This is a genomic window from Methanothrix thermoacetophila PT, from assembly GCF_000014945.1.
Taxonomy (GTDB): domain Archaea; phylum Halobacteriota; class Methanosarcinia; order Methanotrichales; family Methanotrichaceae; genus Methanothrix_B; species Methanothrix_B thermoacetophila.
The window spans coordinates 639,119-662,140 of record NC_008553.1 but is presented as its reverse complement, the minus strand read 5'-3'; the positions used below and the strand labels follow the sequence as shown (position 1 = coordinate 662,140).

The window sequence follows — 23,022 nt, the reverse complement described above, 5'->3', positions numbered from 1 at the left end:
GTGTATAAATTAATTTTTAAATTATTTTTATCTACTTAACACATGCCTCTCAAATATGAGGCCCTCTGTGAGCATTTTTCACATCATAAATCTTCATAACATTTAAGAAAACATCTCAAATATCTATAAATCTTTTTCTCTTTGACTCCTCTCTGGAGGCTTCGATGATGAACGCCCCTGCGACAAAAGACGATGTATTTGAGGCGATAGACAAGCATAACGTGAGATTTGTCAGGATATGGTTCACTGATATCCTCGGCATCCCGAAGAGCTTTGCCATCAACACGAACCAGCTGGATGGCGCCTTCTCAGAGGGTATGGGATTTGACGGCTCCTCTGTGAGAGGTTTCGCCAGGATATACGAGTCAGATCTTATTGCGAAGCCTGATCCATCTACATTCAGGATCGTTCCGTGGCGCCAGCAGGAGAACGCTGTGGCGAGGATGTTCTGTGACATTTTGAATCCAGATGGCACTCCCTACGAGGGCGATCCGAGATATGTTCTTAAGAGAAACCTCTCCCGTCTCAAGGAGAAGGGCTACAAGTTCATGGTCGGACCTGAGCTGGAGTTCTTCTACTTCAAGAGCGATTGCTCAACAGAGATACTCGATACAGGAGGGTACTTCGATCTCACAACCCTGGATGTCGCATCTGATCTCAGGAGAGATACAATCCTGGCGCTGGACGCGATGGGCATCGATGTCGAGTACAGCCATCACGAGGTCGCGCCATCACAGCATGAGATCGATTTGAGGTATGCTGATGCACTGACAATGGCTGACAACGTGATAACATACAAGATAACAGTCAAGGAGATCGCAAGAAAGCACGGCTGCTACGCGACGTTCATGCCGAAGCCGATCTTCGGGGTGAACGGAAGCGGGATGCATGTCCACCAGTCGCTCTTCCAGGGGAAGAGGAACGTGATGTTCGACGCAGCTGATGAATATCATCTCTCTGATGAGGCGAAGTGGTACATCGCAGGCCTGCTCAGGCATGCGCCCGAGATAACAGCAGTGACGAACCAGTGGGTCAACTCCTACAAGAGGCTCGTGCCCGGATACGAGGCCCCTGTCTATATCAGCTGGGCGAGGAGGAACAGGTCTGCGCTCGTGAGGGTCCCGATGTACAAGCCTGGCAAGGAAGCTGCCACAAGAGTAGAGTACAGGAGCCCCGATCCAGCAGCGAATCCATACCTTGCTTTCTCGGTGATGCTCGTAGCCGGTCTCGCGGGCATCGCAAACAAATACGAGCTGCCACCGCCGCAAGAGCGCGATATATATCACATGAGCGAGGAGGAGAAGAAAGCTGCTGGCATAAACTCCCTTCCGGGAAGCCTCAACGAGGCGATCCAGCTTGCTGAGCAGAGCTACATCGTTCGTGAGGCTCTGGGCGATCACGTCTTCGAGAACTTCATAGCCATCAAAAAGGCGGAATGGGATGAATACCGGACAAACGTGAGCCGGTGGGAGCTGGAGAGGTACCTGCCGCTTCTTTAATATTCGGCACACCCTTCGGCACAACCCTGTTGATTCGGCGGCTCGATGAGCCTCCGAAAGAGGCGAGGTCGATTGGCGCTGGTGGGCTTCACCCCTCCAGCGCTCCAATCATTGCCACAGAGTGCTTTTCCTTTCTGCGAGCCTGGTCTCAGAGATCCTCTTAATCTGCTTCTGCAAACCCGCATCATCCATCGTTTCCTCTGTACCGAATGTGGTGATGCCACGATGGGGAATGATTGATATACTGTAAGCGAATCTACCACGCTACGGCGTGTCAGCTCACGCTGCATCAAAATCATCAGGGTAGTAACATGGCATTCTGGCAACCTAAGTTGGAGCTCATGGAGAGGTCTGAGCTGGAGGAACTCCAGCTGCGCCGGCTGAGAAAGACCGTGGAACAGGTTTACAGGAACGTTCCATTCTATCACAGAAAGATGACCGAGATGGGCATCACCCCACATGATATAAACAGTCTAAAGGATGTCGAGAAGCTTCCTACGACAAGGAAGACGGACCTGAGGGACAACTATCCGTTCGGGCTCTTCGCTGTTCCCAGAGAGGAGATCGTGAGGGTACATGCATCATCAGGAACCACCGGAAAGCCCACGGTTGTTGGGTACACAAAGAGAGATATAGAGACGTGGTCTGATCTTATGGCAAGGGACTTCGTGATGGTCGGGGTGACCAGGAATGACATATTCCAGAACGCTGTGAATTACGGTTTTTTCACCGGCGGCCTCGGCGTGCACTACGGCATAGAGCGGATGGGCGCGATGGCGGTCCCGTCCGGCACAGGCAACACCGAGAGGCAGCTTGAGATCATGGCTGATTTTGGTGTGACAGTTATACACTGCACCCCATCTTATGCATTATACCTGGCGGAGACAGCGAAGGCGAAGGGCATCATGGACAAACTGAAGCTCAGGATAGGCTGCTTCGGGGCCGAGCCGTGGTCGGATGAGGCGCGCCAGGAGCTTGAGGAGGCGTTCGGCATAAAGGCCTATGACTCGTACGGGCTCTCAGAGATGTTCGGGCCGGGCGTTGCATTTGAGTGTCAGGAACAGAATGGTCTGCACATATGGGAGGATCACTTCCTGGTGGAGATTCTTGATGGAGATGGAAATCCATGTGCTCCGGGCGAGCGCGGGGAGCTCGTCCTCACATCCCTGACCAAAGAGGCCATGCCCCTGATAAGGTACAGAACAGGGGATGTGACGTATCTCATGGAGGACGGATGCAGCTGCGGGCGCACGAGCCGGAAGCTCCACAGGTTCTTGGGGAGAGCGGACGATATGCTCGTCGTGAGGGGCATAAACGTCTTCCCGAGCCAGATAGAGGATGTGCTCCTCTCGATACCCGAGATCGGGGATTACTTCCAAGTCATAGTCGACAGAAAGCATCACGGCCTGGACGAGCTCACGATTCAAGTGGAGATGAAGGATGAGGCGTTCACAGGTGAGCTCGCGGATCTCGCACGTCTCCAGAAGAAGGTCGAGGAGAGGCTAAAGGCTGTGCTCAACATCCGGAGCAAGGTGGAGCTCGTTGAGAAGGGCTCGATTCCACGAACAGCAGGCAAATCGAAGAAGGTGGTGGATCTGAGAAGGACCTGAAATACTTTGCATCAAATGTTTTTCGCTTTTATCCATATGATGACTTTCCTGGAAAGACAATGGCCCAGGCATGCGTTCTTGGAGAATGAATGAGTGCTTCCAACAACCGGACTACATGTCCTCTAAGTTGTTGAACACAAGAGCGACGTTTTTAAAATATCTGGAACCTGCCCACTCGAGCTCTTTATCTGCAGCCAGTCTGCCGAGCTGATCCAGAACGCACGCCAGTGGGCAGCCATAAGACCAGCGAAGCTGTGTTTTTGATCCGATGTTTTTTGAGTTATATCGACTTCGGTAGCTCTGTGAGGAGCGCGTATATGATGAAGCCAATCATGCCGATCAGGAATATGCCCGTGATCGATACTTTCCCAATCATCATGAACTCCTCCCTGGTCGGCTTTCTTGCGAGCTTCAGGACGCGTATGTACTCGCCAAGGTCCATCGATGGGGCTTCGATGCCGATGTCATCGAGCATATCTGTGAGATCGCTTTTTGTCTTCGCATCCCTGCCCTTCTTCCCGGTCTTCTTCTCAGATCCGCCAACACCTAGCTTTCCCTTCAGCTGGTCCATCTTCGTCTCTGCTGCCTTCATTCCTTTTGGCGAACACAATACGATCTAAAAAAGGTTTCGGAGGCGAGCATGAACTCTCCTGAAAAGGGACTGGATTTAGAGACTGCAGAAAGATCTTGCATGCAGATCGATCGTCGTATAATTGAACCCAACAGCATGTGGCCTCACATGACTCATGAGGATTTATGTCATTGGGTGCTGATCCCCGGCAGTCTCATCAGTGATGTGAGTACACGACATGCAAGATCTCCTATCTTTCAACCTCTGAGATCATGGCCGTACCGCAGAATTCATTACGTATACGATCCCAGAGTCACAGCATGAGAGCATCCCGATCTGTCATAGCGCTGATCATAGTGCTTTCAGCCATCCTCCTTTCTCAGCCCACCTCAGCGGAGCCTGTTGTGAGAGACCTCGGCCCCTTCCAGGTATCTTTTGATCTGAACACAAGCATGCCATATACAGTTGCTGTCGATGAGCCTGTGAGAAGCATCCAAAAAGGCAGAAGCTACATCACGTACGGTCTCGGTGTTAGGGGAGATGACAGCTCCATCTGGATATTCGTCACGGACTACGTCGGCATTGAATACGGGAAGAAGCTCGTGGAGGTTCCTCTTGACAACGACTGGAAGATCGTCAACGATTTCCTCACAGAGCAGGGATGCAGCAACATAAACATCACCGAGACCGTGATCGATGGGACAGTAGGGGCTCTGGGCGGCGGGATCCTTCCATCGGACAGGGTGATATTCTGCGCGAGCTACGCGCCCGAGGGTGTCTTCGCCCAGGGAAGGCAACTGGTCACAGCAAACTGCAGGCTCTTCTCCACATTCCCCGCGGATGAGACTGCAAGCCTGCTTGGAACCATACATGTTGAGAGAAAGGTATGATGCCAGAGAGATGCTGATTGGACGGCGTAAGATACATGCAGCACAGGCCGGATATCTGCCTCTTCAGATGCGATGAGCGACCTCCCTGTTAATGTGCAGGGTGTCTGGATACGCATTCACGCCTTACACAGAGCTGCCAATATCTGCAAAACATTTAATTTGTTCTGATGTTAACCACGTGATGCATGTCTGCATCCATCGACAAGCGCATTCTGATCGCGACCTCTGCGTTTGCGTTTCTTATAGCAGCACATCTGATTCTGATAACAGCATTTCGAGATGCAGATATGTTTCTTCTGCTGGAAGATGCTCCCTTTGTGATGTCATCAGCCATCGCAGCGTTCTGCTTTTTTTACGCATTCAAACGCTCAACAGGCAGGGTCAGGGCGGCCTGGCTGGCGATCTTCGTCGCGATGATCTTCAACACATCTGGAGAGCTCGCATGGCTTGTGCTGGAGGTATTCCTCAGAAGAGATCCATTTCCATCCGCTGCCGACATCGGATACCTGGCGTTTTACCCTTTCTTTGCAGCAGGCATCTTTCTCTTCCCATCTGTGCCGCGGTCAGCAAACGAGAGGGCCAGGCTGTTGCTGGATGAATGCATAGGTATGATCTCCTCCCTTCTGATACTGTGGATCTACATCATTCCCGAGCTGTATGAGGAGGATCCAGTGGCCACGTTCGTATCGATCGCCTACGTGCTCATGGACCTTCTCCTGGTCATCGCGCTGATGGACATACTCTTTAGAGAGCACGAGGCAGCTGAGGACTGGCCATCATTCATTCTTATTCTCGGAATGGGTGCCATGATAATAACAGATCTGGGCTATGCATATCAGGAGATCCAAGGAACGTACACCTCAGGGAGCCTGCTTGACACCGGCTGGCTTGCAGCTTACATGCTCATCGGCATCGCTCCCCTCCTCTCGGTTCATCCCCCTTCATGGAGACCTATCAACATCAAGAGGATCTCTTACTATGTCCCTGTCATCTGGCTCGGCATTGCACTTATCCTTGTGCTCATCAGAGAACATGAGTCAGTATCGAATGCAGGAGCTCTGGTGGCATCCATATCCGGCATAATCGGCCTGATGCTCCTGCGCGAGAAGCAATCTCTGCGGACAATGCATGATATGCTCAAAAACCTGCGAGAGGAGGCAGAGCGACGGGCTGCCATGGAGAAGAGCCTTGCCGAGAGCAAAAACCTCCTGGAGAGCATACTCAGCCAGGCGCAGTGCGGCATCCTTGTTGTCGATGCCGATAGAAAGATACTGTTCATCAACGATGCTGCAAGGCGGATACTGAGGAAACGTCCGGGCGGATCTCTCGAGCTGAGATCGCACAACTCGGAGGATGAGCCGGAGTGGAATCTCTGCATCTCGAGGGCTCTCAGAGGAGCGATCACAGAGAGCAAAGAGGAGCGCGTGGTTGTTGACGGCGAGTCCTTTGATCTGCTGCTAAACTCAGCGCCCCTGAAGGACAGCTCCGGCGGGATCGTGGGCGCTGTCGTATCCTTCATGGATATTAGTGATAGAAAGAGGCTGGAGGATGAACTCCGCAGATACACAACAGAGCTCGAGAGGATGGTGGAGGACCGAACAAGGGAGATCGAGAGGAAGAATGCGGAGATGGAGAGGTTTGTTTACACAGTGTCTCATGATCTCAGGTCACCCCTGATAACCATACTCGGATTTATTGGATACCTTAGGGAGGATCTCAGATCCGGTCAGACTGACAAGGTCGAGAGCGATATAAGGTTCATAGAGAACTCCGTGCTGAAGATGGACAGACTCCTCACAAACACCCTGGAGCTGAGCAGGATCGGAAGGGTGATCAGCCCTCCAGAGGATGTGTATTTCTCAGATATCGTGAGGGAAGTGCTCTCTGATATGAACGCGAAGCTCAGGGGCGTTGATATCATCGTCGCTGATGATATGCCCTCTGTCCACGTCGACAGGATGCGTATAGGGGAGATGCTCGCGAATCTCATAGACAACAGCATCAAGTACACAGCGAATACAGATCATCCGAGGATAGAGATAGGCTGGCGCCCAGAGGACGCGGCATTCTTTGTGAAAGATAACGGCATCGGCATAGACCCGAAGTACCATGATAAGGTCTTCGATCTCTTCTACAGGATAGACCGCAGCACTCCGGGCACGGGCGCAGGCCTCGCGATAGTAAAGAAGATCGTCGAGGTCCATGGCGGTAGGATCTGGATAGAGTCTGAGGGTGGAAAGGGATGCACCGTGTGCTTCACACTTCCTCTCAGCCGGAAGTCAAATTCGGAGGAGTCGCAGAGTCCATTCGGCGATCTGTACCGTTGAATGTGGAATGACCTCAAATGAGATCGAGCAGCGCCTCAGCCGCTGCCCTGGGATTGGCGCTCTCGTACACGGATCTGCCCACAATCGCGTAGTCTGCGCCTGCCTCGAGCGCATCTCTGAGAGAGCCGCCCTGAGCCCCGACCCCGGGGGAGATTATCGTGAGGCCCCCTGCAGCTCTCCTGAGCGCTCTTATCCGCTCCGGCCTGGTGGCTGGCGCTACTATTCCCGATGCTCCTGCGACCAGAGCGAGCATGACCATGCGTTCCGCCACAGGGGCCATGAACTCCAGCGCTCCAGGATGGCTCATCTCGGTCACCGCATACACATCTCCACTCCATCTCTTCGCCACATCCACACAGGCCTCAAGACTGTCCCTTCCAGTGAAGGCATGCGCTATGACACCCTGAGCGCCCGCGCTGAAGAGTCGATTACATATCAGATGGTTTGTGTTCGGTATATCCGCGATCTTCAGGTCCGCGATGACGGGAGCGATATTCGACAGCTCTTTTATGACGGAGAGACCCTCTGAGAGCATCAGCGGATATCCGACCTTGATCGCATCGAATATCCCCTCTGTCTCAGAGGCTATGCTGTTAGCCTTATCCCTTGACTCAACATCCAATGCGAGAATCAGTCTGCTGTTCTTCTTCATGATACCTCCCGGGCGCTTAGTTGCACGGAAGATCTGGGCAAACAACTGCAATCCACATGCGTTCAACCATCCTCCCGATGGCATTCGATCGACAACCACATTTTACATTCCGTTCAATATCCTGTCCGCCGCCTCTCTCAGATCTACCACGACCTCAGGGCCACTTCTGTTCCCCATTCTGTCCAGGAAGAGCGCATCCAGGCCGGCCTCGATTGGAGCCTCGTAGTCGTAAACGTAATGATCCCCGATGTGGAGCACCTCCAGTGGCTTTCTTCCAAGAGCCCTGCAGACCAGGATGTACGATCGGGGCGACTTCTTAACATCCCTGAAATCAGATGTCACAGAGAATACCCTGCTGAACCTGTCCATCAGCCCGTCGAGCTCCATCTCGATGAACTCCCTCGCCGCGTTGGATGTTACCACGAGCTCGTAGCCAGCATCTCTCAGAGAATCGAGGACCTCCTCCACCTCGGGGTACACCTCTATCTCAGATCTGTACATCTCGAGGAGCTCGTACTTATCGATCTTGAGATCGAACTTCTCCAGCCAGTACCCCAGGTCGTACCACTCGAGCCTGTCGCTTCCGATCTTCAAATACTCCCCGATGACGATCTCCTTTGCATTGTCCAGCTCCACGCCATGGCGCTTCGCGTAAAGCTCCGGGATCCCCTCCATCCACACCCTGTCAACGTACTTCGGGCTCACTAGGGTCCCGTCCATATCGAAGGATATCACTTCTGGCATCTCTCTTACCTGTGGTCTCTTCATCTTTGCGATGTTAGGATCTGGTAATGTCTCTTTATAAACGAATCGAGAGCACTCCCAGGAACCCATTACTTCGGAAGGCTGCAATGGGATATGTCTCGGCTGCATCCATTTTATGACGGAAATAAAAGAACCGCTTTTGCAGCAATGATTCTAAGAATCTACAGGTTCTGGATAGGAAAACAGGACGAGGAGGTGATCCATCGAGTTCTCCATAAGATCTCCAATGTAGTACGAGTGCGATGTTGAAGACATCAAGCGATGGCTTAAGAAAAAGAGCAGCGCTGGTGGGCGACAGTGCAGAGAATCCTATACGATTACTCCTGAGCAAGCAAGTCCAGGAGCTGGCTGTGATGTTTTATAATATCCTGATAGGCCTCCCTGATATCGGATGGGAGCATCTAAAATCGACCGCTCTTCTTCGTAGACCCTGAATTTTGATCCAGAATGCTTGACCAATTTGCCTCCTCATTTAGTTGCTGCAGGATCGCTGTCCATCGTAGTATCTTCCCAGGGGTTATATGGCAAGTTCGTATCCCAATGGATAATTATAAAGTAACAGTGTCGGTATTCATTTTTTCTTGGAGGTGTCACTTTCTGGGAGATCTCAAAATGAGATGAAATCCAGAACTGTGTATATGGAAATTTTAATGAAATTCTTAGTATGAATGAACGCTACGGCATGCTAATCGTGATGGCATTGAACGCCGCTTCTCAGTTATCGACAACTATTTCATCCCCGTCCCCCAAAAGAACTTGGTGGTTTTCGATGCCTGAGTTTGCCACACCGTTTGCTGGCATGGCCAGCGATCGCAAGCTTACAAAGCAGGAGCTTGTGAGGGCGATAAGGTACGTTATCGCGGCTGAGTATGAGGCGATCCAGCTCTACACGCAGCTCGCAGAGTCGACAGATGACGAATGCGCAAGGGCTGTCCTGATCGACATCGCTGATGAGGAGGTTGTGCACGCAGGCGAGTTCCTGAGGCTTTTAAAGGAGCTCGAGCCGCGCGAGGAGGAACTGTATAAAGAGGGATATGAGGAGGTTGAGGAGATTCTGGAGAAGCTCAGAAAGTGATCATCTCATCGGGACGCCGGGTTCATGCGGGGCTCTGATCCGAGCTCAGAGCCCACTACCATCTGATCGGCTGCCGGGATCAGGCGTTGAGATCGATGCTCTTTGATGATGGTGTTTATGCGCGTCATAAAAAGAAACCTTCGCGGTGATGAGGGCGAGATCTCGCTCGTTGCCGAGAGCCTCGATGATCTCTGGCATCTGAAGCATCTCGTCTCTCCTGGAGATCTGGTCTTTGCCACAACACAGCGCAAGATCTCCGGCGCGACGGACAAGCTCCGGCCGGAGAAGGCTGAGCGCAGGACTGTACGGCTTGGCATCTCAGTTGAGGCTGTGGAGTTCCACACATACTCAAACTGGCTCAGGATCCATGGGGTGATAAAGTCAGGGGTGGATATCGGGTCTTATCACACGCTGAACATCGAGGCCGGGTCGGAGCTCTCTATAATAAAGAGATGGCGCCCTGACGAGCTCCAGAGGATCGAGGAGGCTGTTGCGGAGTCGAATCGCCCGCGCGTCGTCCTGGCTCTCGTCGAGGAGGGGGAGGCAACAATAGGCGTCCTCCGGCAGTTCGGCGTCCAGACCGTGGCCGAGATCAGGGGAGGGAGCGGGAAAGGCTCTGGATCCAGCGTGAGAGATGATTTCCTAAAAGAGGTCGCGGATCAGATTGCGAACTCTGCTGGCGATGATGCTTATGTTGTCCTGGCAGGCCCGGGCTTCACGAAGGAGGATCTCAGGAAGGTGATGGAGGCCAGGTACCCTGATCTCCTCAAGCGCCTCACAATGGATGATGCATCATCCACAGGAAGGTCTGGATTCCAGGAGGTTCTGAGAAGAGGAACGGTTGACAGGATCGTCGAGGCGAGCAGGATATCGCGCGAGACCAGGCTGATGGACGATCTGATGAAGGAGATAGCGACAGATGGGAGGGCAGCTTACGGCATCAGAGAGGTCAGGGAGGCTGCGAACTACGGCGCGATCGAGACGCTCATGATTGTGGATCAGCTCGTACGCAGGGGTGACGTTGAGAGCCTGATAAGAGATGTAGCAGCTGGACGCGGCAGGGTTGTGATATTCAGCACAGAGTTTGAGCCAGGGGAGAGGCTGGAGGCCCTGGGCGGGGTCGCTGCGCTGCTGCGCTTCAGGATTCCAGGAGCATCGTGAGTGCAAATCTGGGGTTCGGATATGCTGCGAGGTGCGATTATACTTGCTGCATTTGGCAAAGTTCGAGGTGCAATCTGGCATCCATCTCTGATCATGCATCTCAGTGCGAGATCTTCGGATGTCCTGTGCTCTGCTGGGGCGCTTCCGGCGTTGTTTCAATCAACAGATTAAAATAGGAGATTCACAGAAAAGATAACAGTTTCAGTCTGTATCGAATTTGGATGGAGGGAAAGATTTGAAGAGAGTAATTATACTGCTGCTTGCAGTTATGGTTTTTATCGGGCTCTCGGCTGGGGCAGGTCTCTCGAATGACTTGAGACCTCCTGGTTATGAGTTAAAAAAAGACGCTGAGGGCGAGGAGTATCCTAGATACCCCTACGAGGTCGCAGAGAAGAACGTGACCTTCAACTTCGAGCAGGACGTCCAGGGCAGCGGCTACTTCATGACATACAGGTATGCCAAGGCCGGCGCGCTCGCCTTCAAGGATTACGTCCATGGCTCGGGCTCCATAGACAACGAGTTCGTGATGTTCACGCAGGAGCTCGATAAGAACACGCACCCGATAGATGCCGACTGGGTCGACGAGGACGTCTCGTGCATCTCCGTGAAGGAGGACAACGTGATGGTTTACTCGCCGTACCAGTTCGCGATCGGCGCGGGCTACTACGCTGTGAACCCGCTCGTCTTCGACTCGCTGCTCAAGGAGAAGACCTGGATAAAGAACTACCGCGCAGGAACCTCGATGCACCATGAGGTCGAGTACGCTCACGGCATAGACAAGGAGCTTGAGGTCCTTGCGAAGGAGAAGTACTTCCACCAGTACGATCCGGTGTACGAGGGAGTGGGCTACACACAGATGAAGATCAACGAGCATGTCGACAACGGCAAGGTCCACTTCGGAGTGCTCCAGGCATCTTCAGATTACACAGCGAATGCGACCGCGCCAGCATATCCAGGCACTGCATTGACCGGCAGCGCCCTGAGCGATATACGGGCTTACAAGAACCCGGCGATAGAGATCGATGAGGACTACTTCGGCACATACGACATAACCAAGAACATGACACTGAACGTGCCGTACAAGATCACCCAGAAGAGCGAGGACTGGCTGCCATGCTGTTCGGGCGGCTGGGCTGATATTCCGGCTGCACTGAAGAGGGGCTTCGGCTCGAGCGCTGAGGGCATATTCGACTGCTCCTGCCTCGCGAAGGCAAGGGCCGGAATGTACGGGCCGACTGATGTGAACCCGCCATTCAAGGCGTGGGCTTAGATAGGGATCCATCCCTATCCTTTCTGTTTTATTCTGAGCAGCCGTCTGCCGTTTCTCCTCCGGATTATCAGCACAAGGCTTTTTGCTTCTCCAATCAATTAAATGCAGATGCGCTTTGAGGAATGGGATAGGATATACAAGAGGATCCTTGCCGACTTCAGCTTCTCCAGATCCAGGGATGAGGAGGCGGCGCGCGTTCTCTCCTCTCTTCTCGATTCCATCGATCAGATCACGCTGGACGAGCTCAAGGATGCTGTTCGCGGCAGGGATGTGGTGGTGTGCGGCAACGCTCCCCGCCTGAGAGATGAGATCGGAGGAATAACTCCCTCGGATGTTGTCTTGGCAGCAGACGGCGCCACATCAGTGCTTCTTGAGCATGATGTGATCCCTGACATCATAGTGACAGATCTGGATGGATGCATGCCGGACATCATCGATGCCAATCGCAGGGGATCTGCGGTCGTGGTGCATGCGCACGGGGATAACATCGATAAGCTGAAGGAGCACGTGCCGCATCTCAGGCGTGTCCTGGGAACGACACAGGCATCGCCGCTGGAGAACGTCCACAACTTCGGAGGGTTCACAGACGGCGACAGGGCCGTGTTTCTCGCACTCGAGTTCATGCCCAAAAGCATCAGACTGATCGGGTTCGATTTTGATGATGAGAACGTCACGCCCAGAAAGTCCAAGAAGCTCAGATGGGCGAAGGTGCTCCTTGAGATCGCGCTCGGACCCGGATGCACAGATCCCTGAGCATCAACGATTCCGGACTGCTTTTATACCCGGAGCCAATCTTTCGAAGGGTGAGATTCCATTGATTCTCAGAACTCATTATTCCGGTGAGATACGTCCGGAGATGGACGGATCAGAGGTCACGCTGGCAGGACATGTCCACGAGATCAGGGATCTTGGTGGAATATGCTTTCTCGTTCTCAGAGACAGGGAGGGGCTCGCGCAGGTGACGGTTCTCACAAAGAGGGCTGACCGAAAGCTGGTGGAGACTGTGCGCGGCGTGAGCAGGGAGAGTGTGGTTCTCGTTCGCGGCAGGGTCAAGGCAGAGCCGAAGGCCCCGAACGGCTTCGAGATCCTCCCTGAGGCTGTGGAGGTGCTCTCGAGGGCGGATTCGCCTCTGCCTCTGGATCCCACAGGCAAGGTGGGCGCTGAGCTCGACACCAGGCTCGATGCGAGGTTTCTGGATCTCAGAAGGCCTGCGTCCATGGCTGTCTTCAAGATAGAATCCGCTGTCATGAGAAGCCTGAGGAATACGTTTTACGAGAAGGGATTCATCGAGGTATGCACGCCAAAGATCGTTGCAACAGCAACTGAGGGCGGCACGGCCCTCTTCCCGATAAGCTACTTCGAGCGGGAGGCGTTCCTGAACCAGAGCCCGCAGCTCTACAAGCAGATTCTGATGGCTACGGGTCTCGATAGGGTTTTCGAGATAGGACCGATATTCAGGGCGGAGGAGCATGATACCAGAAGACATCTTAACGAGGCGATCTCAGTGGACGTTGAGGTGAGCTACGCGGATCACGAGGATGTGATGTCGCTCCTGGAGAACGCGGTTTCTTCGGCTTACAGATACGTCTCGGAGATCTGCGAGAAAGAGCTCCAGATTCTGGGAGTGGATCTGGATATCCCGAAGACACCCTTCCGCAGGATCACCTACACAGAGGCCCTTGAGATGGCCAGTGAGTCTGGGAGGAAAAGCATGGAGTGGGGCGATGACATAGATACGGAGACCGAGCACTACCTCGGATCTCTGATAGGAGAGCACTACTTCCTGACGGACTGGCCGAGCTCTGTGAAGCCATACTACACGCAGCCCTACGAGGATAAGCCGGAGATTTGCAAGGGGTTCGATCTCATGCATCCGTCGATGGAGCTCGCCAGCGGGGCTCAGCGCGTCCATGATTATGAGCTTCTCATTAGCAGAATAAAAGAGAAGGGGCTGAACCCGGAGAGCTTCGAGTTCTACCTCAAGCCCTTCAGGTACGGAATGCCGCCGCATGCAGGCTGGGGGCTGGGTCTGGCACGTCTCGTCCAGACGATGCTCGGACTCGAGAACATCAGGGATGCAGTGCTCTTTCCAAGGGACAGGAGGAGACTGGTTCCCTGATCGCAGTGCTCTCTCGCCCACGTGCTGGGAATGGAAAGCGCAATCGATTGCTGACTCAAGACCGCAGCAATACATGTGCTGTGGTCTTGTGGTCAGCTCACCCGATGCGTCTCCCTCGAGGCAGAGACTTCCGTCTGATCTCCTCTGGCAGGAGACGCCACCCGGTGTGTCCGCATTTGGTTCCAGCCAGGCATAACCCACTCACACGAACCCAATTCTCGATGCCTCGCTGAGCACAGTTGATCTCTGCGTGCAGAACCGGCGAAAATATAAATAGATCCCGGAAGCCCAGTATCTTCATTTAACACAGGAGACCACCAGATGTCCAATGCGGTCAGCGTGCCTGTTCCGCTCAGCATGAGCCGTGGGCGGCAGGAGGTATCTTGCTTGTTCAAGATAGAGTCGAGGAACCTATCGCTCTGGTACGGCAGTAAGCAGGCTCTGAAGAGCATAACCCTGGGGATTCCTGAGAACAAGATAACAGCGCTAATAGGTCCATCAGGATGCGGAAAATCTACGTTTATCAGATGCATCAACAGGATGAACGATCTCATACCAGGCGTCAGGATAGAAGGAGAGATTCTGTACGATGGAAAGAACATCTACGACAGGGACACTGATGTTGTGGCTCTAAGAAAAAAGATTGGCATGGTCTTCCAGAAGCCAAATCCCTTCCCGATGTCGATCTACGATAACATCGCATACGGCCCGAGGATTCACGGCTATAAGAACATAGACAGAATCGTGGAGCAGAGCCTGAGGGATGCAGCGCTCTGGGAGGAGGTGGAGGACAGGCTCGACCAGCCTGCCATGGGCCTGAGCGGTGGGCAGCAGCAGAGGCTCTGCATAGCAAGAGCGCTGGCGATGCGGCCTGAGGTCATACTCTTCGACGAGCCGTGTAGCGCGCTCGATCCGATATCGACAGCACGCATAGAGGAGCTCATGGAATCGCTAAGGGGCAAATACACACAGATCATCGTGACGCACAACATGCAGCAGGCTGCGAGGGTCTCTGATTACACCGCATACTTCTACATGGGGGAGATGATCGAGTTCGGAGAGACGAAGCAGATCTTCGAGAACCCTAGAGAGAGGAGCACAGAGGATTACATCACTGGAAGGTTCGGTTGACTTTGGGGTGGGGGGTTGTGAGTCCGTACAGAGAGAGGTACCACAGAGATCTGAACGCGCTCAGGGCGATGACAAGAGAGCTCTCAGATCTCGTCTCCTCTTCGATAGAGAGATCCGTGGAGGCACTCTGCAGGAACGATGCCATCCTGGCCAGGGAGGTTGTTCAGGGCGACTACGCGGTTGACGATCTGAGCGTGAAGCTGGAGAGCAAGTGCATGGAGCTCCTGGCCCTTCAGCAGCCCATGGCGAAGGATCTGAGGATGATAATCGGCATACTGAAGATAGGGATAGATCTCGAGCGCGCGGGAGATCTCGCCGTGGACATAGCGAGGGTCGTGATCCAGACGAAGGACAAGAACCGCATGGAGATGCCAGACGGCCTCTCGAAGATGGCAGGCATAGCAGTCGAGATGTTATCTGGAGCGATGGAGGCTCTCGAGAAAGGGGACCCAGATATGGCCAGGAACGTGACGAGGCATGATTACGTGATCGATTCTCTCTACGTAAAGGTACGTGATGTGCTCATGAGGATGACAGCGGAAGACATGAACCTCATGGACCAGACAATCCCACTGCTGATGGTGAACAGACACATTGAGAGGATCGGGGATCACATCTGCAACATCTGCGAGTCCATAGTTTATATGATCGAAGGGAAGAGGGAGCATCTGAACTGATTGACATGGAGACCAGAAAGGTTCAGAGGACCGGGAAATCAACGTTCATAGTCTCACTCCCGAAGGGCTGGGTTGTGAGAAGCGGCATAAAGCCCGGGTCGATAGTGTACATCACACAGGGAGAGAGTGGGGAGCTCGTACTCTCGCCTGAGCGGACGAGCCAGAGCCTGAAGGTGAAGCTGGATATCGGGGAGAAGTCGGGAGAGGCGCTGATAAGGGACATAATCGGATGCTACCTGTCAGGGTACAGAACGATCGAGGTGGTCTCCCCCTACATGACGCCAGAGCAGAAGAGGGACATACACCAGATAGTGAGCAAGCTGATAGGGCCTGAGATACTGGAAGAGACAGGAAACAAGGTTCTGATACAGGATCTCCTGAACTCGGATGAGCTCCAGTCCGATAGGGCTCTCAGGCGGCTCAGGACCGTTGTGAAATCGATGATACAGGATGCGATCGACTCTCTGATAGGGATGAAGAAGAGACTCGCACAGGATGTCATACAGCGCGACGATGATGTGGATCGCCTTAATCTTCTTGTATCACGCCAGTTCATCGAGATGCTCAGGACTGGCGCGCTCTCTCAGAGCTCGCTCGATGTCATCACAGCCTTCAACTATGCGCTCGCTGCATCCAACCTGGAGAGGATCGCAGATCACGCACACAGCATAGCAAATCTGGTGATCGAGCACAGCATGTCTGTTCCAGATGATATGGCGCTGGAGCTCACGAGGATCTCCTCAATCATCTGCGGCCTCATAGATGAGGCCATATCAGCACTGCTCCACAGAAACACAGAGATCGCGAACTCGATAATAGAACAAACCAAGGAGATACGCAGAGAGGCGATGAGGAGCTTCGAGCCAGTTATATCCAGCTCATCTACGGGGGTGAACCAGGAGGAGATCCTGATGAGGATGGTGATCTCAAGCAGCATCGCGAGATTCCTGGATCACATAAAGAACATCGGTGAGTTTACGATAAATATGACGCATGCCCAGCTGCGCAAGTCTTGAGCTGCCCTGGTAATTTTATCTGGCAGCACAAGATCTGCTCTGATTAGGATGGCGCAGATGGGTGGTATCGCCCGTTATGCAGTTCTTCAAGGGAGTTTTCACAGATATATCTTAACTGAATACACTCCTTCCTCCAGCTTTCGCTCAGTGCGGAGGTTAAGCCGCTCGAACATCCTCAGAACCGCCTGGTTCTCCACCAGCACTTCCGCATTCAGGTAGAACAGACCCTGCTTTCTTGCAAGGTACACAAGATACGAGAGGATCTCCATGCCCACTCCCTTCCTCTGGTAATCATCTCTGACGACTATGGCCACCTCTGCGGTATGCGTCCCCTCTGCGATGCTGTACTGCCCGAGGCCGATCACCTCCTCTTTATCATCCTCCTCGATCACGGCGAGGATCACCATCTCCCGGGTGTAATCAATGACAACAAAATCCTGAAGCTGCTTGTGGCTCATGCCCTTCCGTGCGGATGCGAATCTCTGGTACATAGTCTCGTCTGATAGAGAGTAGAAGAAGTCCTTCAGGAGCGGCTCATCTGTTATCTTCACAGGCCTGAGAAGTATGTTGATCCCGGTCTTGGTCGTCCTGTACGTCTCCAGATGCTCCGGGTACTCTCCCTTCTCGCCTGGTACGAACTCCTGGTCAGCATAGATGAGCGAGAGCCGCTTCGCCTCCTCCAGAAGCCACGGCCGGAACTTCGGATGTGCCAGGGCTATGAGATCCATCGCACGCTCCCTGACGTTCTTGCCGTGCAGGTATGCGATCCCATACTCTGTGACGACATAATGCAGATCCCCTCTCGTCAGCGTGACCCCGGCGCCCTCCCTGAGCATCGGAACTATTCTGGATATTCTCCCGTTCTCAGCGGTCGATGGCAAAGCGAGAATCGCCTTGCCCCCTGGCGAGAGGACCGCGCCGCGCATGAAGTCTGCCTGGCCTCCAATGCCGCTGTGGAAGAACGTTCCGAGAGACTCGGCTGTCGCCTGGCCTGTGAGATCGACCTCCATCGCGCTGTTGATCGATACCATGTTTCGGTTCTTTGCTATGATGAGAGGATTGTTTGTGTAATCGATCGTCTTGAACTCTATCGCTGGATTATCGTGTATGTATTCGTACGTCTTCCGCGTGCCCATGCAGAACGAGGCTATGGTCTTGTATCTGTCTATGCTCTTCATCGAGTTATCAACAGCCCCTACCTTCATGAGCTCTATGAACCCATCTGTGAGAAGCGATGTGTGAATGCCGAGATGCTTCTTGTGCTTCAGGTTTGCGAGGACGGCGTTCGGTATCATCCCGTAGCCGGCCTCGATCGTGGATCCGTCCTCCACTATCCTCGCCACATATCTTCCGATCTGCTGGGCCAGCTCTGTCGGCACACTCTCCATATACTCGAGAAGTGGCTCGTCATGGGGTATCACAAAGCTCACATCGTCCATGTGGATGAAGCCGTCCCCCTGGACCCTGGGCATGTTTGAGTTTATCTGTGCAATGACAACTGATGCTTTCTCCACAGCAGCCTTCACGATGTCAACGCTTATCCCCAGATTCAGGTAGCCGTGCCGATCCGGCGGGGTCGTCTGTATGAGCGCGACGTCTATGGGTATGCGCCCCCTGTAGATCAGATCCGGTATAGCTGAGAAGAATATTGGGGTGTAATCCGCGAGCTCCTTGTTAACAGCATCGCGCGTGCTTCTCCCTATGAAGAATGTGTTCAGCCTGAAGTTCTCCCTGAACTTGATATCCGTGTATGGAGCAGCGCCCAGCGTCCATACGTGAAGTATCTCAGTGTCGAAGAAGGCCTTCGGATGCTCCCTAACGTAGTCGGCGAGCGCCTGGACCAGGAACTGCGGCTCGCCGCAGCCGGTGCCTATGAAGATCCTGTCGCCCGCGTGTATGTGGCTGAACGCCCTCTCCAGCGAGACGAACTTTTCAGGCCACTGCGCCCTCAGATCACTGTAGTAGTGCTCCATGATCTCCATAAGCTTCCCCCAGGCTCAATTAAAGGCTGACTTAATTAATTTTACCTGCAGAGGATTTATGCGCCCATACAGGCAGATGTATCTACATGGATCTGGATCGTCTTGTGCTGGGCGCAGAGCTCCCAGATGGTGTTCTGATCAGATTCCGGCCGTTCTCCGAGGGGGACGCTGATATGATAAGGGACGTATACCAGCACAGGCACTACGATCTCCTGGACATACGCCCGGGCGAGGTGGTGTTTGATGTTGGCGCGCATATCGGATCGTTCGCGTTAAGAGCTGCAGGGATGGTGGGGGAGGATGGCCTTGTGGTCGCGGTGGAGCCGGAGCGGAGCAACTACGAGCTTCTCAGGATGAATTCGGAGGGAATGGATAGCATCATTCCACTGCGCATGGCTCTGTCTGATTTCAGGGGAACTGGCAGGTTATTTCTTGCAGAGGGGACAGTTGCTCACTCCCTGGTCTTCCGCAGAAGCACCTCCTGGGATGAGGTTCCTGTCAACACCATGAACGGTCTCATCGAGGAGCTTGGGATCGGGCCGGATGTGGTCAAGATCGACGCTGAGGGTGCTGCGCTGAAGATCCTGAGCTGTGCTGATAGAATGCGCTGCAGGAAGATCGCGATTGCAGCGTACCACTTCCCTGCTGAGGACCTCCAGGTCGCAGGCAGGCTGCGATCGATGGGTTTCATGCCGAATATAATCCATGTGAGGGCGAGCGTATACAGAAGCCCTTTCGCCCCAAGCGTCCCCATAGTCATGGGCGAGTGGAGGGGAAACGTCTGAGATCTGAGTCATGCGAAACTCAACAGGAACGTCTGCAGGTCGAGTACGAGAGAGATGACGCTGAAGAAGTGCAGCTGAGTCATGCGGATCTAAACAGGAACGCCTGCAGGATCATGTGAAAACGTCCTCAGATCCTCTAAGCCTCATCTCCGGGTCATTCCAGGGCAAAGCATATCTCTGACTCTGACCGCCATCTTTTTATATATGACATTTGTTAGCATGTACCACGTTAACACTGGGAGATCACTATGAGCGAGATTGGCAAACGTGTTCGTCTGGAAAGAATCATGGACAGGGACAGCGGGAACACCGTGATAATACCTCTCGATCACGGGATATCCGTCGGCCCGATACAGGGGCTTGCGAACTTGCCTGAGATGGTCGATAAGGTTGCGAAGGGCGGAGCAAATGCGGTGCTCCAGCAGAAGGGGATGGTCAGGCATGGGCATCGCGGCTACGGCAGGGATATAGGCCTGATAGTCCACATGTCAGCCTCCACCTCCCTCGGTCCTGATCCGAACAACAAGGTCCAGGTGGCCATGGTGGAGGAGGCACTAAAGCTCGGAGCAGACGCGGTGAGCGTCCACATAAATATCGGCTCCGAGACAGAGGCAGAGCAGCTCCACTTCCTGGGGATGGTCTCTGAGAGGTGCGACTTCTGGGGCATGCCGCTGGTCGCGATGATGTACCCCCGCGGCAAGAATATAACAAACCCGAACGCTCCGGATGTCGTGGCGCACGCAGCCAGAGCAGGCGCCGAGCTCGGAGCTGACATAATAAAGACGAACTACACAGGATCTCCGGATAGCTTCAGGGATGTCGTGGCAGGTTGCCCGGTGCCTGTGGTCATAGCAGGCGGCCCGAAGACAGCGACAGACCTGGAGTTCCTCCAGATGATCGAGGGCGCGATGAAGGCGGGCGCGAGAGGCGTCGCGATAGGCAGAAACGTCTTCCAGCACAGGGATCCGACGCGCATGACCAGGGCGATATGCGCCATAGTGCATCATGGGAGAAGCGCAGAGGAGGCGGCGAGTATACTGAGCGAGAGGTAAGCCGGCCTTCCCCATATTTAGGCCATATACTCTAAACGGCCAGACCATGTTGGTACGAAAACGGGCTCTGGATCATTTTCATCTAGATGTATGTCATCCAGATGTATGGCATTGCGTCGTGAACGTTTTCTGGAACGCTCTTATGTCTTTGGCAACTTGGTGGGTATGCAGACGGGCCGCTGGAAGCACCTCTACTTTCTAGAGGCGCATAGAGGACCAATGTCTCTGAAGTCATTAGATGGATAAGAGTGTTCTGGAATATCGGGTGATCCTCTCCGTTAGCAGTATCACCGCGATCGGAAACTCGGTAATAACCTGACCCAGTCCGCTGTTCGAATCTTTTATCATCGGTTCTAATGATAAATCGTCTCGAAATTATTTAATCAACAATGCGAGTATTCCTATAAACCTCTGGTTTTGAGGCAAAATGTGAGCCAAATACGATATCAGCGAGAATCCGCCATTGTAAAAATAAGGGTTTATAAGAATACTCATGCGAGTATTCCTAAAAATCTCTGGTTTTGAGGCAAATGTGTGCCAAATACGATATCAGCGAGAATCCGCCATTGTGAAAATATGGGTTTATAGGAATACTCATGCTGATCTGCATCAATCCTGTGCGGAAAGATGTGTCCGAATAAGAGCTGAGGCCAGAAATCCGAACCTTACCGCAATCCGCAGGTCGGAAACACCTAATCCTCATTCGGACAGGTCCGTGCTGAAATACAATCCACATAAATCAATATGCATTTGAGCTTTGAATTTTGAGACGACTTCATTCCATGCCTTGTCACCTCCTTGATATCGGAACATATCAATTCAGAATACAGGGTGTATTATGCTCTGAATGGATCGAATTGCTGTCATAACTCGAACATGCTCAATACGTTGAGGTAAATTGCCCTCTTGGCAGATTTCTGATGAACGACCATGCCCACTGTTATTGCCTTTACTCGATCAGTAACTCAAGTGCGCTCATGGTAAGTAGAATAGTTCACCACAGATGCGCGATTCTCAGTTGGAGACAGGCAGGTTTATAGGTGCCCGCATCAGAGAATTATGCCGATGGCAGAGCCCTTTGTCGAGACCGAGACGTGCAGGACAAAGTGCAGGTGGGTGGCAAAGGTATTTGAGGAGTTCAACAGGCCTAGGACGACTGTGAGATCTCTGTTCTATCACGCTCTTCGCAGAGGCAAATCTGATTACCCGATATGCGGAGGGTTTGTGGGCGAGATACGGGTAACCAGGCCGTTTGATGAGAGCGACGCAAGCCGCTTGGTCAAGTGGGTCACGCTCGCATCTGAACTGGGGTACATCCCACGGGATGCGCTTCTGGAAGAGATGCCGGGCATACATGTGCTCACCCCTGATCACAGATCGGTCGCGGATGCCGAGCTCTGGATCAACAGATCTGCGCTCAACCCGCTGATCTGGCCGGTCTGCAACCGATATGGCATCACTCTCGTATCGGTGAGCGGAGCACGACTGGATGATGCCCTGCAGGATCTTCGCATAAGAGCAGAGGATGAGGAATTGTGTCTCCTATGCATGGCAGATCTGAGCCCATCCGGACTCTCCTTTGTCACTACTCTCAGGGATGCTCTCTCAGATTCAGGTATGCGAGTGATGCACATAGCCATGACCCCAGAGCAGGTCGTGAGGCTGCAGATCCCCATGGTCAGGGCTGATAAGAAATCCATAGATAAACAGTACAAAGAGATTCTCAGAGGCGCCGGCCTCGATGGCAGGATGATGGCCGAGTTAGATGCGCTCGAGGCATGCTACCCGGGAGGGATAGCTGGTTTTCTGGAGAGCCTTATCCGGGAGCATGTGGAGCGCGAGCGCGCGTGATCTCACCTGCAGTTACAACTGCACCCGTCACCACGAGGCTGGATCGAACTCGTTCTCGTCGTCGCGCAAATTCGCGAAGCCTGCATCCATGATAATTCTGTTGAAGAGCCTCTGCAGGTCTGGCGTCCCATCCGGGTTGGAGAGGTAGACGAGACACTCAGTTATTCCATCTGGCCGGTAGCCGGTCACATTATCGATATCGAGAAAAACCTGCACGTTCAGAAGCCTCTCCATGGTGAACTCCTTTGAATGGACGCCATCTACGGTATGGACATCCGGCGCCCTCACATCGGCGAGATGGACAATACCGAAGCCGTCTACCATAAACGTATCACCACTCGATATGCTGCTCACCCTTCCGCTGGCCTCAAGAGGATGCGCGACCGCCTGTGCGACCAGCAGTATCATGACGCATGCAATTAAGCATCTCATGAGAAGAAAATGTTCAGGATGATGATAAAAGCGTCTCGCACGAGATGTGTGTGCGGATTGGAACTGCGGGCCTGGATCTCTGAGCGTGCTCAAAACTCCAGCAGCAATGGACTGCAACAGATGCAGTGCCACTCGAGGTACACCATGTGACCACTGA

At 53.3% G+C, this 23,022-nt stretch carries 21 protein-coding genes; 16 read left to right on the top strand and 5 right to left on the bottom strand.

What is annotated here, in order from left to right; all coding sequences use genetic code 11:
• The first annotated feature begins 164 nt into the window (after positions 1-164).
• Both MTHE_RS03255 and MTHE_RS03250 read left to right on the top strand, forming a co-directional pair.
• Positions 165-1,499 (top strand): glutamine synthetase family protein, encoded by a 1,335-nt coding sequence (locus MTHE_RS03255; RefSeq protein ID WP_011695822.1) that lies wholly within the window; start codon positions 165-167, stop codon positions 1,497-1,499.
• A 311-nt stretch (positions 1,500-1,810) separates the two neighbouring features.
• Positions 1,811-3,109: a phenylacetate--CoA ligase family protein gene (locus tag MTHE_RS03250; RefSeq protein WP_011695821.1), complete on the top strand. Its 1,299-nt coding sequence runs from the start codon at positions 1,811-1,813 to the stop codon at positions 3,107-3,109.
• A gap of 280 nt (positions 3,110-3,389) precedes the next feature.
• Here the strand turns inward: MTHE_RS03250 and MTHE_RS09170 are convergent, their stop codons facing one another.
• Entirely contained in the window at positions 3,390-3,701 is a 312-nt protein-coding gene (locus tag MTHE_RS09170; protein ID WP_011695820.1) for a protein translocase SEC61 complex subunit gamma, read from the bottom strand.
• Positions 3,702-4,000: 299 nt separating this feature from the next.
• Here MTHE_RS09170 and MTHE_RS03240 point away from each other — a divergent pair, with 299 nt between their 5' ends.
• Positions 4,001-4,570, top strand: coding sequence for a hypothetical protein (locus tag MTHE_RS03240; protein ID WP_175265735.1), 570 nt, complete (start codon positions 4,001-4,003; stop codon positions 4,568-4,570).
• A gap of 185 nt (positions 4,571-4,755) precedes the next feature.
• Positions 4,756-6,897 (top strand): sensor histidine kinase, encoded by a 2,142-nt coding sequence (locus tag MTHE_RS03235; RefSeq protein WP_011695818.1) that lies wholly within the window; start codon positions 4,756-4,758, stop codon positions 6,895-6,897.
• 13 nt (positions 6,898-6,910) lie between these two features.
• Here MTHE_RS03235 and pyrF read toward each other — a convergent pair whose 3' ends face one another.
• Entirely contained in the window at positions 6,911-7,549 is a 639-nt protein-coding gene (pyrF, locus tag MTHE_RS03230) for an orotidine-5'-phosphate decarboxylase (protein ID WP_175265734.1), read from the bottom strand.
• Between the two features lie 102 nt (positions 7,550-7,651).
• Positions 7,652-8,293 (bottom strand): HAD family hydrolase, encoded by a 642-nt coding sequence (locus tag MTHE_RS03225; protein WP_011695816.1) that lies wholly within the window; start codon positions 8,291-8,293, stop codon positions 7,652-7,654.
• A 57-nt stretch (positions 8,294-8,350) separates the two neighbouring features.
• On the opposite strand from MTHE_RS03225, the gene MTHE_RS09315 reads away from it, so the two are divergent.
• The 9 genes from MTHE_RS09315 (at position 8,351) to MTHE_RS03180 (ending at position 16,763) form a co-directional block, all read left to right on the top strand.
• Positions 8,351-8,563 (top strand): Fic family protein, encoded by a 213-nt coding sequence (locus MTHE_RS09315; protein ID WP_394296054.1) that lies wholly within the window; start codon positions 8,351-8,353, stop codon positions 8,561-8,563.
• Positions 8,564-9,083: 520 nt separating this feature from the next.
• The gene (locus MTHE_RS03215) at positions 9,084-9,389 is read left to right on the top strand and encodes a ferritin family protein (protein ID WP_011695815.1); all 306 of its coding nucleotides are present in this window, start codon (positions 9,084-9,086) and stop codon (positions 9,387-9,389) included.
• Positions 9,390-9,506: 117 nt separating this feature from the next.
• Positions 9,507-10,550 (top strand): mRNA surveillance protein pelota, encoded by a 1,044-nt coding sequence (locus MTHE_RS03210; protein WP_175265732.1) that lies wholly within the window; start codon positions 9,507-9,509, stop codon positions 10,548-10,550.
• A 235-nt stretch (positions 10,551-10,785) separates the two neighbouring features.
• On the top strand, positions 10,786-11,820 hold the full coding sequence (locus MTHE_RS03205; protein ID WP_011695813.1) for a hypothetical protein: 1,035 nt from the start codon (positions 10,786-10,788) through the stop codon (positions 11,818-11,820).
• A 108-nt stretch (positions 11,821-11,928) separates the two neighbouring features.
• Positions 11,929-12,573: a 6-hydroxymethylpterin diphosphokinase MptE-like protein gene (locus MTHE_RS03200; RefSeq protein WP_175265731.1), complete on the top strand. Its 645-nt coding sequence runs from the start codon at positions 11,929-11,931 to the stop codon at positions 12,571-12,573.
• A gap of 103 nt (positions 12,574-12,676) precedes the next feature.
• Complete coding sequence (gene aspS / locus MTHE_RS03195; RefSeq protein ID WP_232840913.1) at positions 12,677-13,939, top strand: aspartate--tRNA(Asn) ligase; 1,263 nt, start codon at positions 12,677-12,679, stop codon at positions 13,937-13,939.
• A gap of 357 nt (positions 13,940-14,296) precedes the next feature.
• Positions 14,297-15,070: a phosphate ABC transporter ATP-binding protein PstB gene (gene pstB, locus MTHE_RS03190; protein ID WP_175266015.1), complete on the top strand. Its 774-nt coding sequence runs from the start codon at positions 14,297-14,299 to the stop codon at positions 15,068-15,070.
• A 17-nt stretch (positions 15,071-15,087) separates the two neighbouring features.
• Positions 15,088-15,747 (top strand): phosphate signaling complex protein PhoU, encoded by a 660-nt coding sequence (gene phoU / locus MTHE_RS03185; RefSeq protein ID WP_175265730.1) that lies wholly within the window; start codon positions 15,088-15,090, stop codon positions 15,745-15,747.
• Positions 15,748-15,752: 5 nt separating this feature from the next.
• Positions 15,753-16,763, top strand: a complete 1,011-nt coding sequence (locus MTHE_RS03180) for a phosphate uptake regulator PhoU (protein ID WP_011695808.1) — start codon at positions 15,753-15,755, stop codon at positions 16,761-16,763.
• 98 nt (positions 16,764-16,861) lie between these two features.
• Here the strand turns inward: MTHE_RS03180 and MTHE_RS03175 are convergent, their stop codons facing one another.
• Positions 16,862-18,745 (bottom strand): GNAT family N-acetyltransferase, encoded by a 1,884-nt coding sequence (locus tag MTHE_RS03175; RefSeq protein ID WP_011695807.1) that lies wholly within the window; start codon positions 18,743-18,745, stop codon positions 16,862-16,864.
• Between the two features lie 86 nt (positions 18,746-18,831).
• Between MTHE_RS03175 and MTHE_RS03170 the strand changes: the two genes are divergently transcribed.
• From MTHE_RS03170 to MTHE_RS03160, 3 genes are all read left to right on the top strand, one after another.
• The gene (locus MTHE_RS03170; protein WP_011695806.1) at positions 18,832-19,530 is read left to right on the top strand and encodes an FkbM family methyltransferase; all 699 of its coding nucleotides are present in this window, start codon (positions 18,832-18,834) and stop codon (positions 19,528-19,530) included.
• A gap of 248 nt (positions 19,531-19,778) precedes the next feature.
• Positions 19,779-20,582: a 2-amino-3,7-dideoxy-D-threo-hept-6-ulosonate synthase gene (locus MTHE_RS03165; RefSeq protein ID WP_011695805.1), complete on the top strand. Its 804-nt coding sequence runs from the start codon at positions 19,779-19,781 to the stop codon at positions 20,580-20,582.
• A 1,065-nt stretch (positions 20,583-21,647) separates the two neighbouring features.
• Positions 21,648-22,433 carry a hypothetical protein gene (locus MTHE_RS03160; RefSeq protein WP_175265729.1) on the top strand — a complete coding sequence of 262 codons (786 nt, stop codon included), beginning with the start codon at positions 21,648-21,650 and terminating at the stop codon, positions 22,431-22,433.
• 27 nt (positions 22,434-22,460) lie between these two features.
• Here MTHE_RS03160 and MTHE_RS03155 read toward each other — a convergent pair whose 3' ends face one another.
• Positions 22,461-22,865 (bottom strand): hypothetical protein, encoded by a 405-nt coding sequence (locus MTHE_RS03155; RefSeq protein WP_175265728.1) that lies wholly within the window; start codon positions 22,863-22,865, stop codon positions 22,461-22,463.
• Between the last annotated feature and the right edge of the window lie 157 nt (positions 22,866-23,022).

Bases quoted from the DNA above. Each gene is read 5' to 3' on its own strand.
- MTHE_RS03155 (WP_175265728.1), bottom strand. From the start codon at position 22,865: ATGAGATGCTTAATTGCATGCGTCATGATACTGCTGGTCGCACAGGCG.
- MTHE_RS03250 (WP_011695821.1), top strand. From the start codon at position 1,811: ATGGCATTCTGGCAACCTAAGTTGGAGCTCATGGAGAGGTCTGAGCTG.
- MTHE_RS03225 (WP_011695816.1), bottom strand. From the start codon at position 8,293: ATGCCAGAAGTGATATCCTTCGATATGGACGGGACCCTAGTGAGCCCG.
- MTHE_RS03165 (WP_011695805.1), top strand. From the start codon at position 19,779: ATGAGCGAGATTGGCAAACGTGTTCGTCTGGAAAGAATCATGGACAGG.
- MTHE_RS03200 (WP_175265731.1), top strand. From the start codon at position 11,929: ATGCGCTTTGAGGAATGGGATAGGATATACAAGAGGATCCTTGCCGAC.
- MTHE_RS03170 (WP_011695806.1), top strand. From the start codon at position 18,832: ATGGATCTGGATCGTCTTGTGCTGGGCGCAGAGCTCCCAGATGGTGTT.
- MTHE_RS03180 (WP_011695808.1), top strand. From the start codon at position 15,753: ATGGAGACCAGAAAGGTTCAGAGGACCGGGAAATCAACGTTCATAGTC.
- MTHE_RS03240 (WP_175265735.1), top strand. From the start codon at position 4,001: ATGAGAGCATCCCGATCTGTCATAGCGCTGATCATAGTGCTTTCAGCC.
- MTHE_RS09170 (WP_011695820.1), bottom strand. From the start codon at position 3,701: ATGAAGGCAGCAGAGACGAAGATGGACCAGCTGAAGGGAAAGCTAGGT.
- MTHE_RS03210 (WP_175265732.1), top strand. From the start codon at position 9,507: ATGCGCGTCATAAAAAGAAACCTTCGCGGTGATGAGGGCGAGATCTCG.
- MTHE_RS03255 (WP_011695822.1), top strand. From the start codon at position 165: ATGATGAACGCCCCTGCGACAAAAGACGATGTATTTGAGGCGATAGAC.
- MTHE_RS03160 (WP_175265729.1), top strand. From the start codon at position 21,648: ATGGCAGAGCCCTTTGTCGAGACCGAGACGTGCAGGACAAAGTGCAGG.
- pstB (WP_175266015.1), top strand. From the start codon at position 14,297: ATGAGCCGTGGGCGGCAGGAGGTATCTTGCTTGTTCAAGATAGAGTCG.
- MTHE_RS03215 (WP_011695815.1), top strand. From the start codon at position 9,084: ATGCCTGAGTTTGCCACACCGTTTGCTGGCATGGCCAGCGATCGCAAG.
- aspS (WP_232840913.1), top strand. From the start codon at position 12,677: ATGGACGGATCAGAGGTCACGCTGGCAGGACATGTCCACGAGATCAGG.
- MTHE_RS03235 (WP_011695818.1), top strand. From the start codon at position 4,756: ATGTCTGCATCCATCGACAAGCGCATTCTGATCGCGACCTCTGCGTTT.
- pyrF (WP_175265734.1), bottom strand. From the start codon at position 7,549: ATGAAGAAGAACAGCAGACTGATTCTCGCATTGGATGTTGAGTCAAGG.
- MTHE_RS03175 (WP_011695807.1), bottom strand. From the start codon at position 18,745: ATGGAGATCATGGAGCACTACTACAGTGATCTGAGGGCGCAGTGGCCT.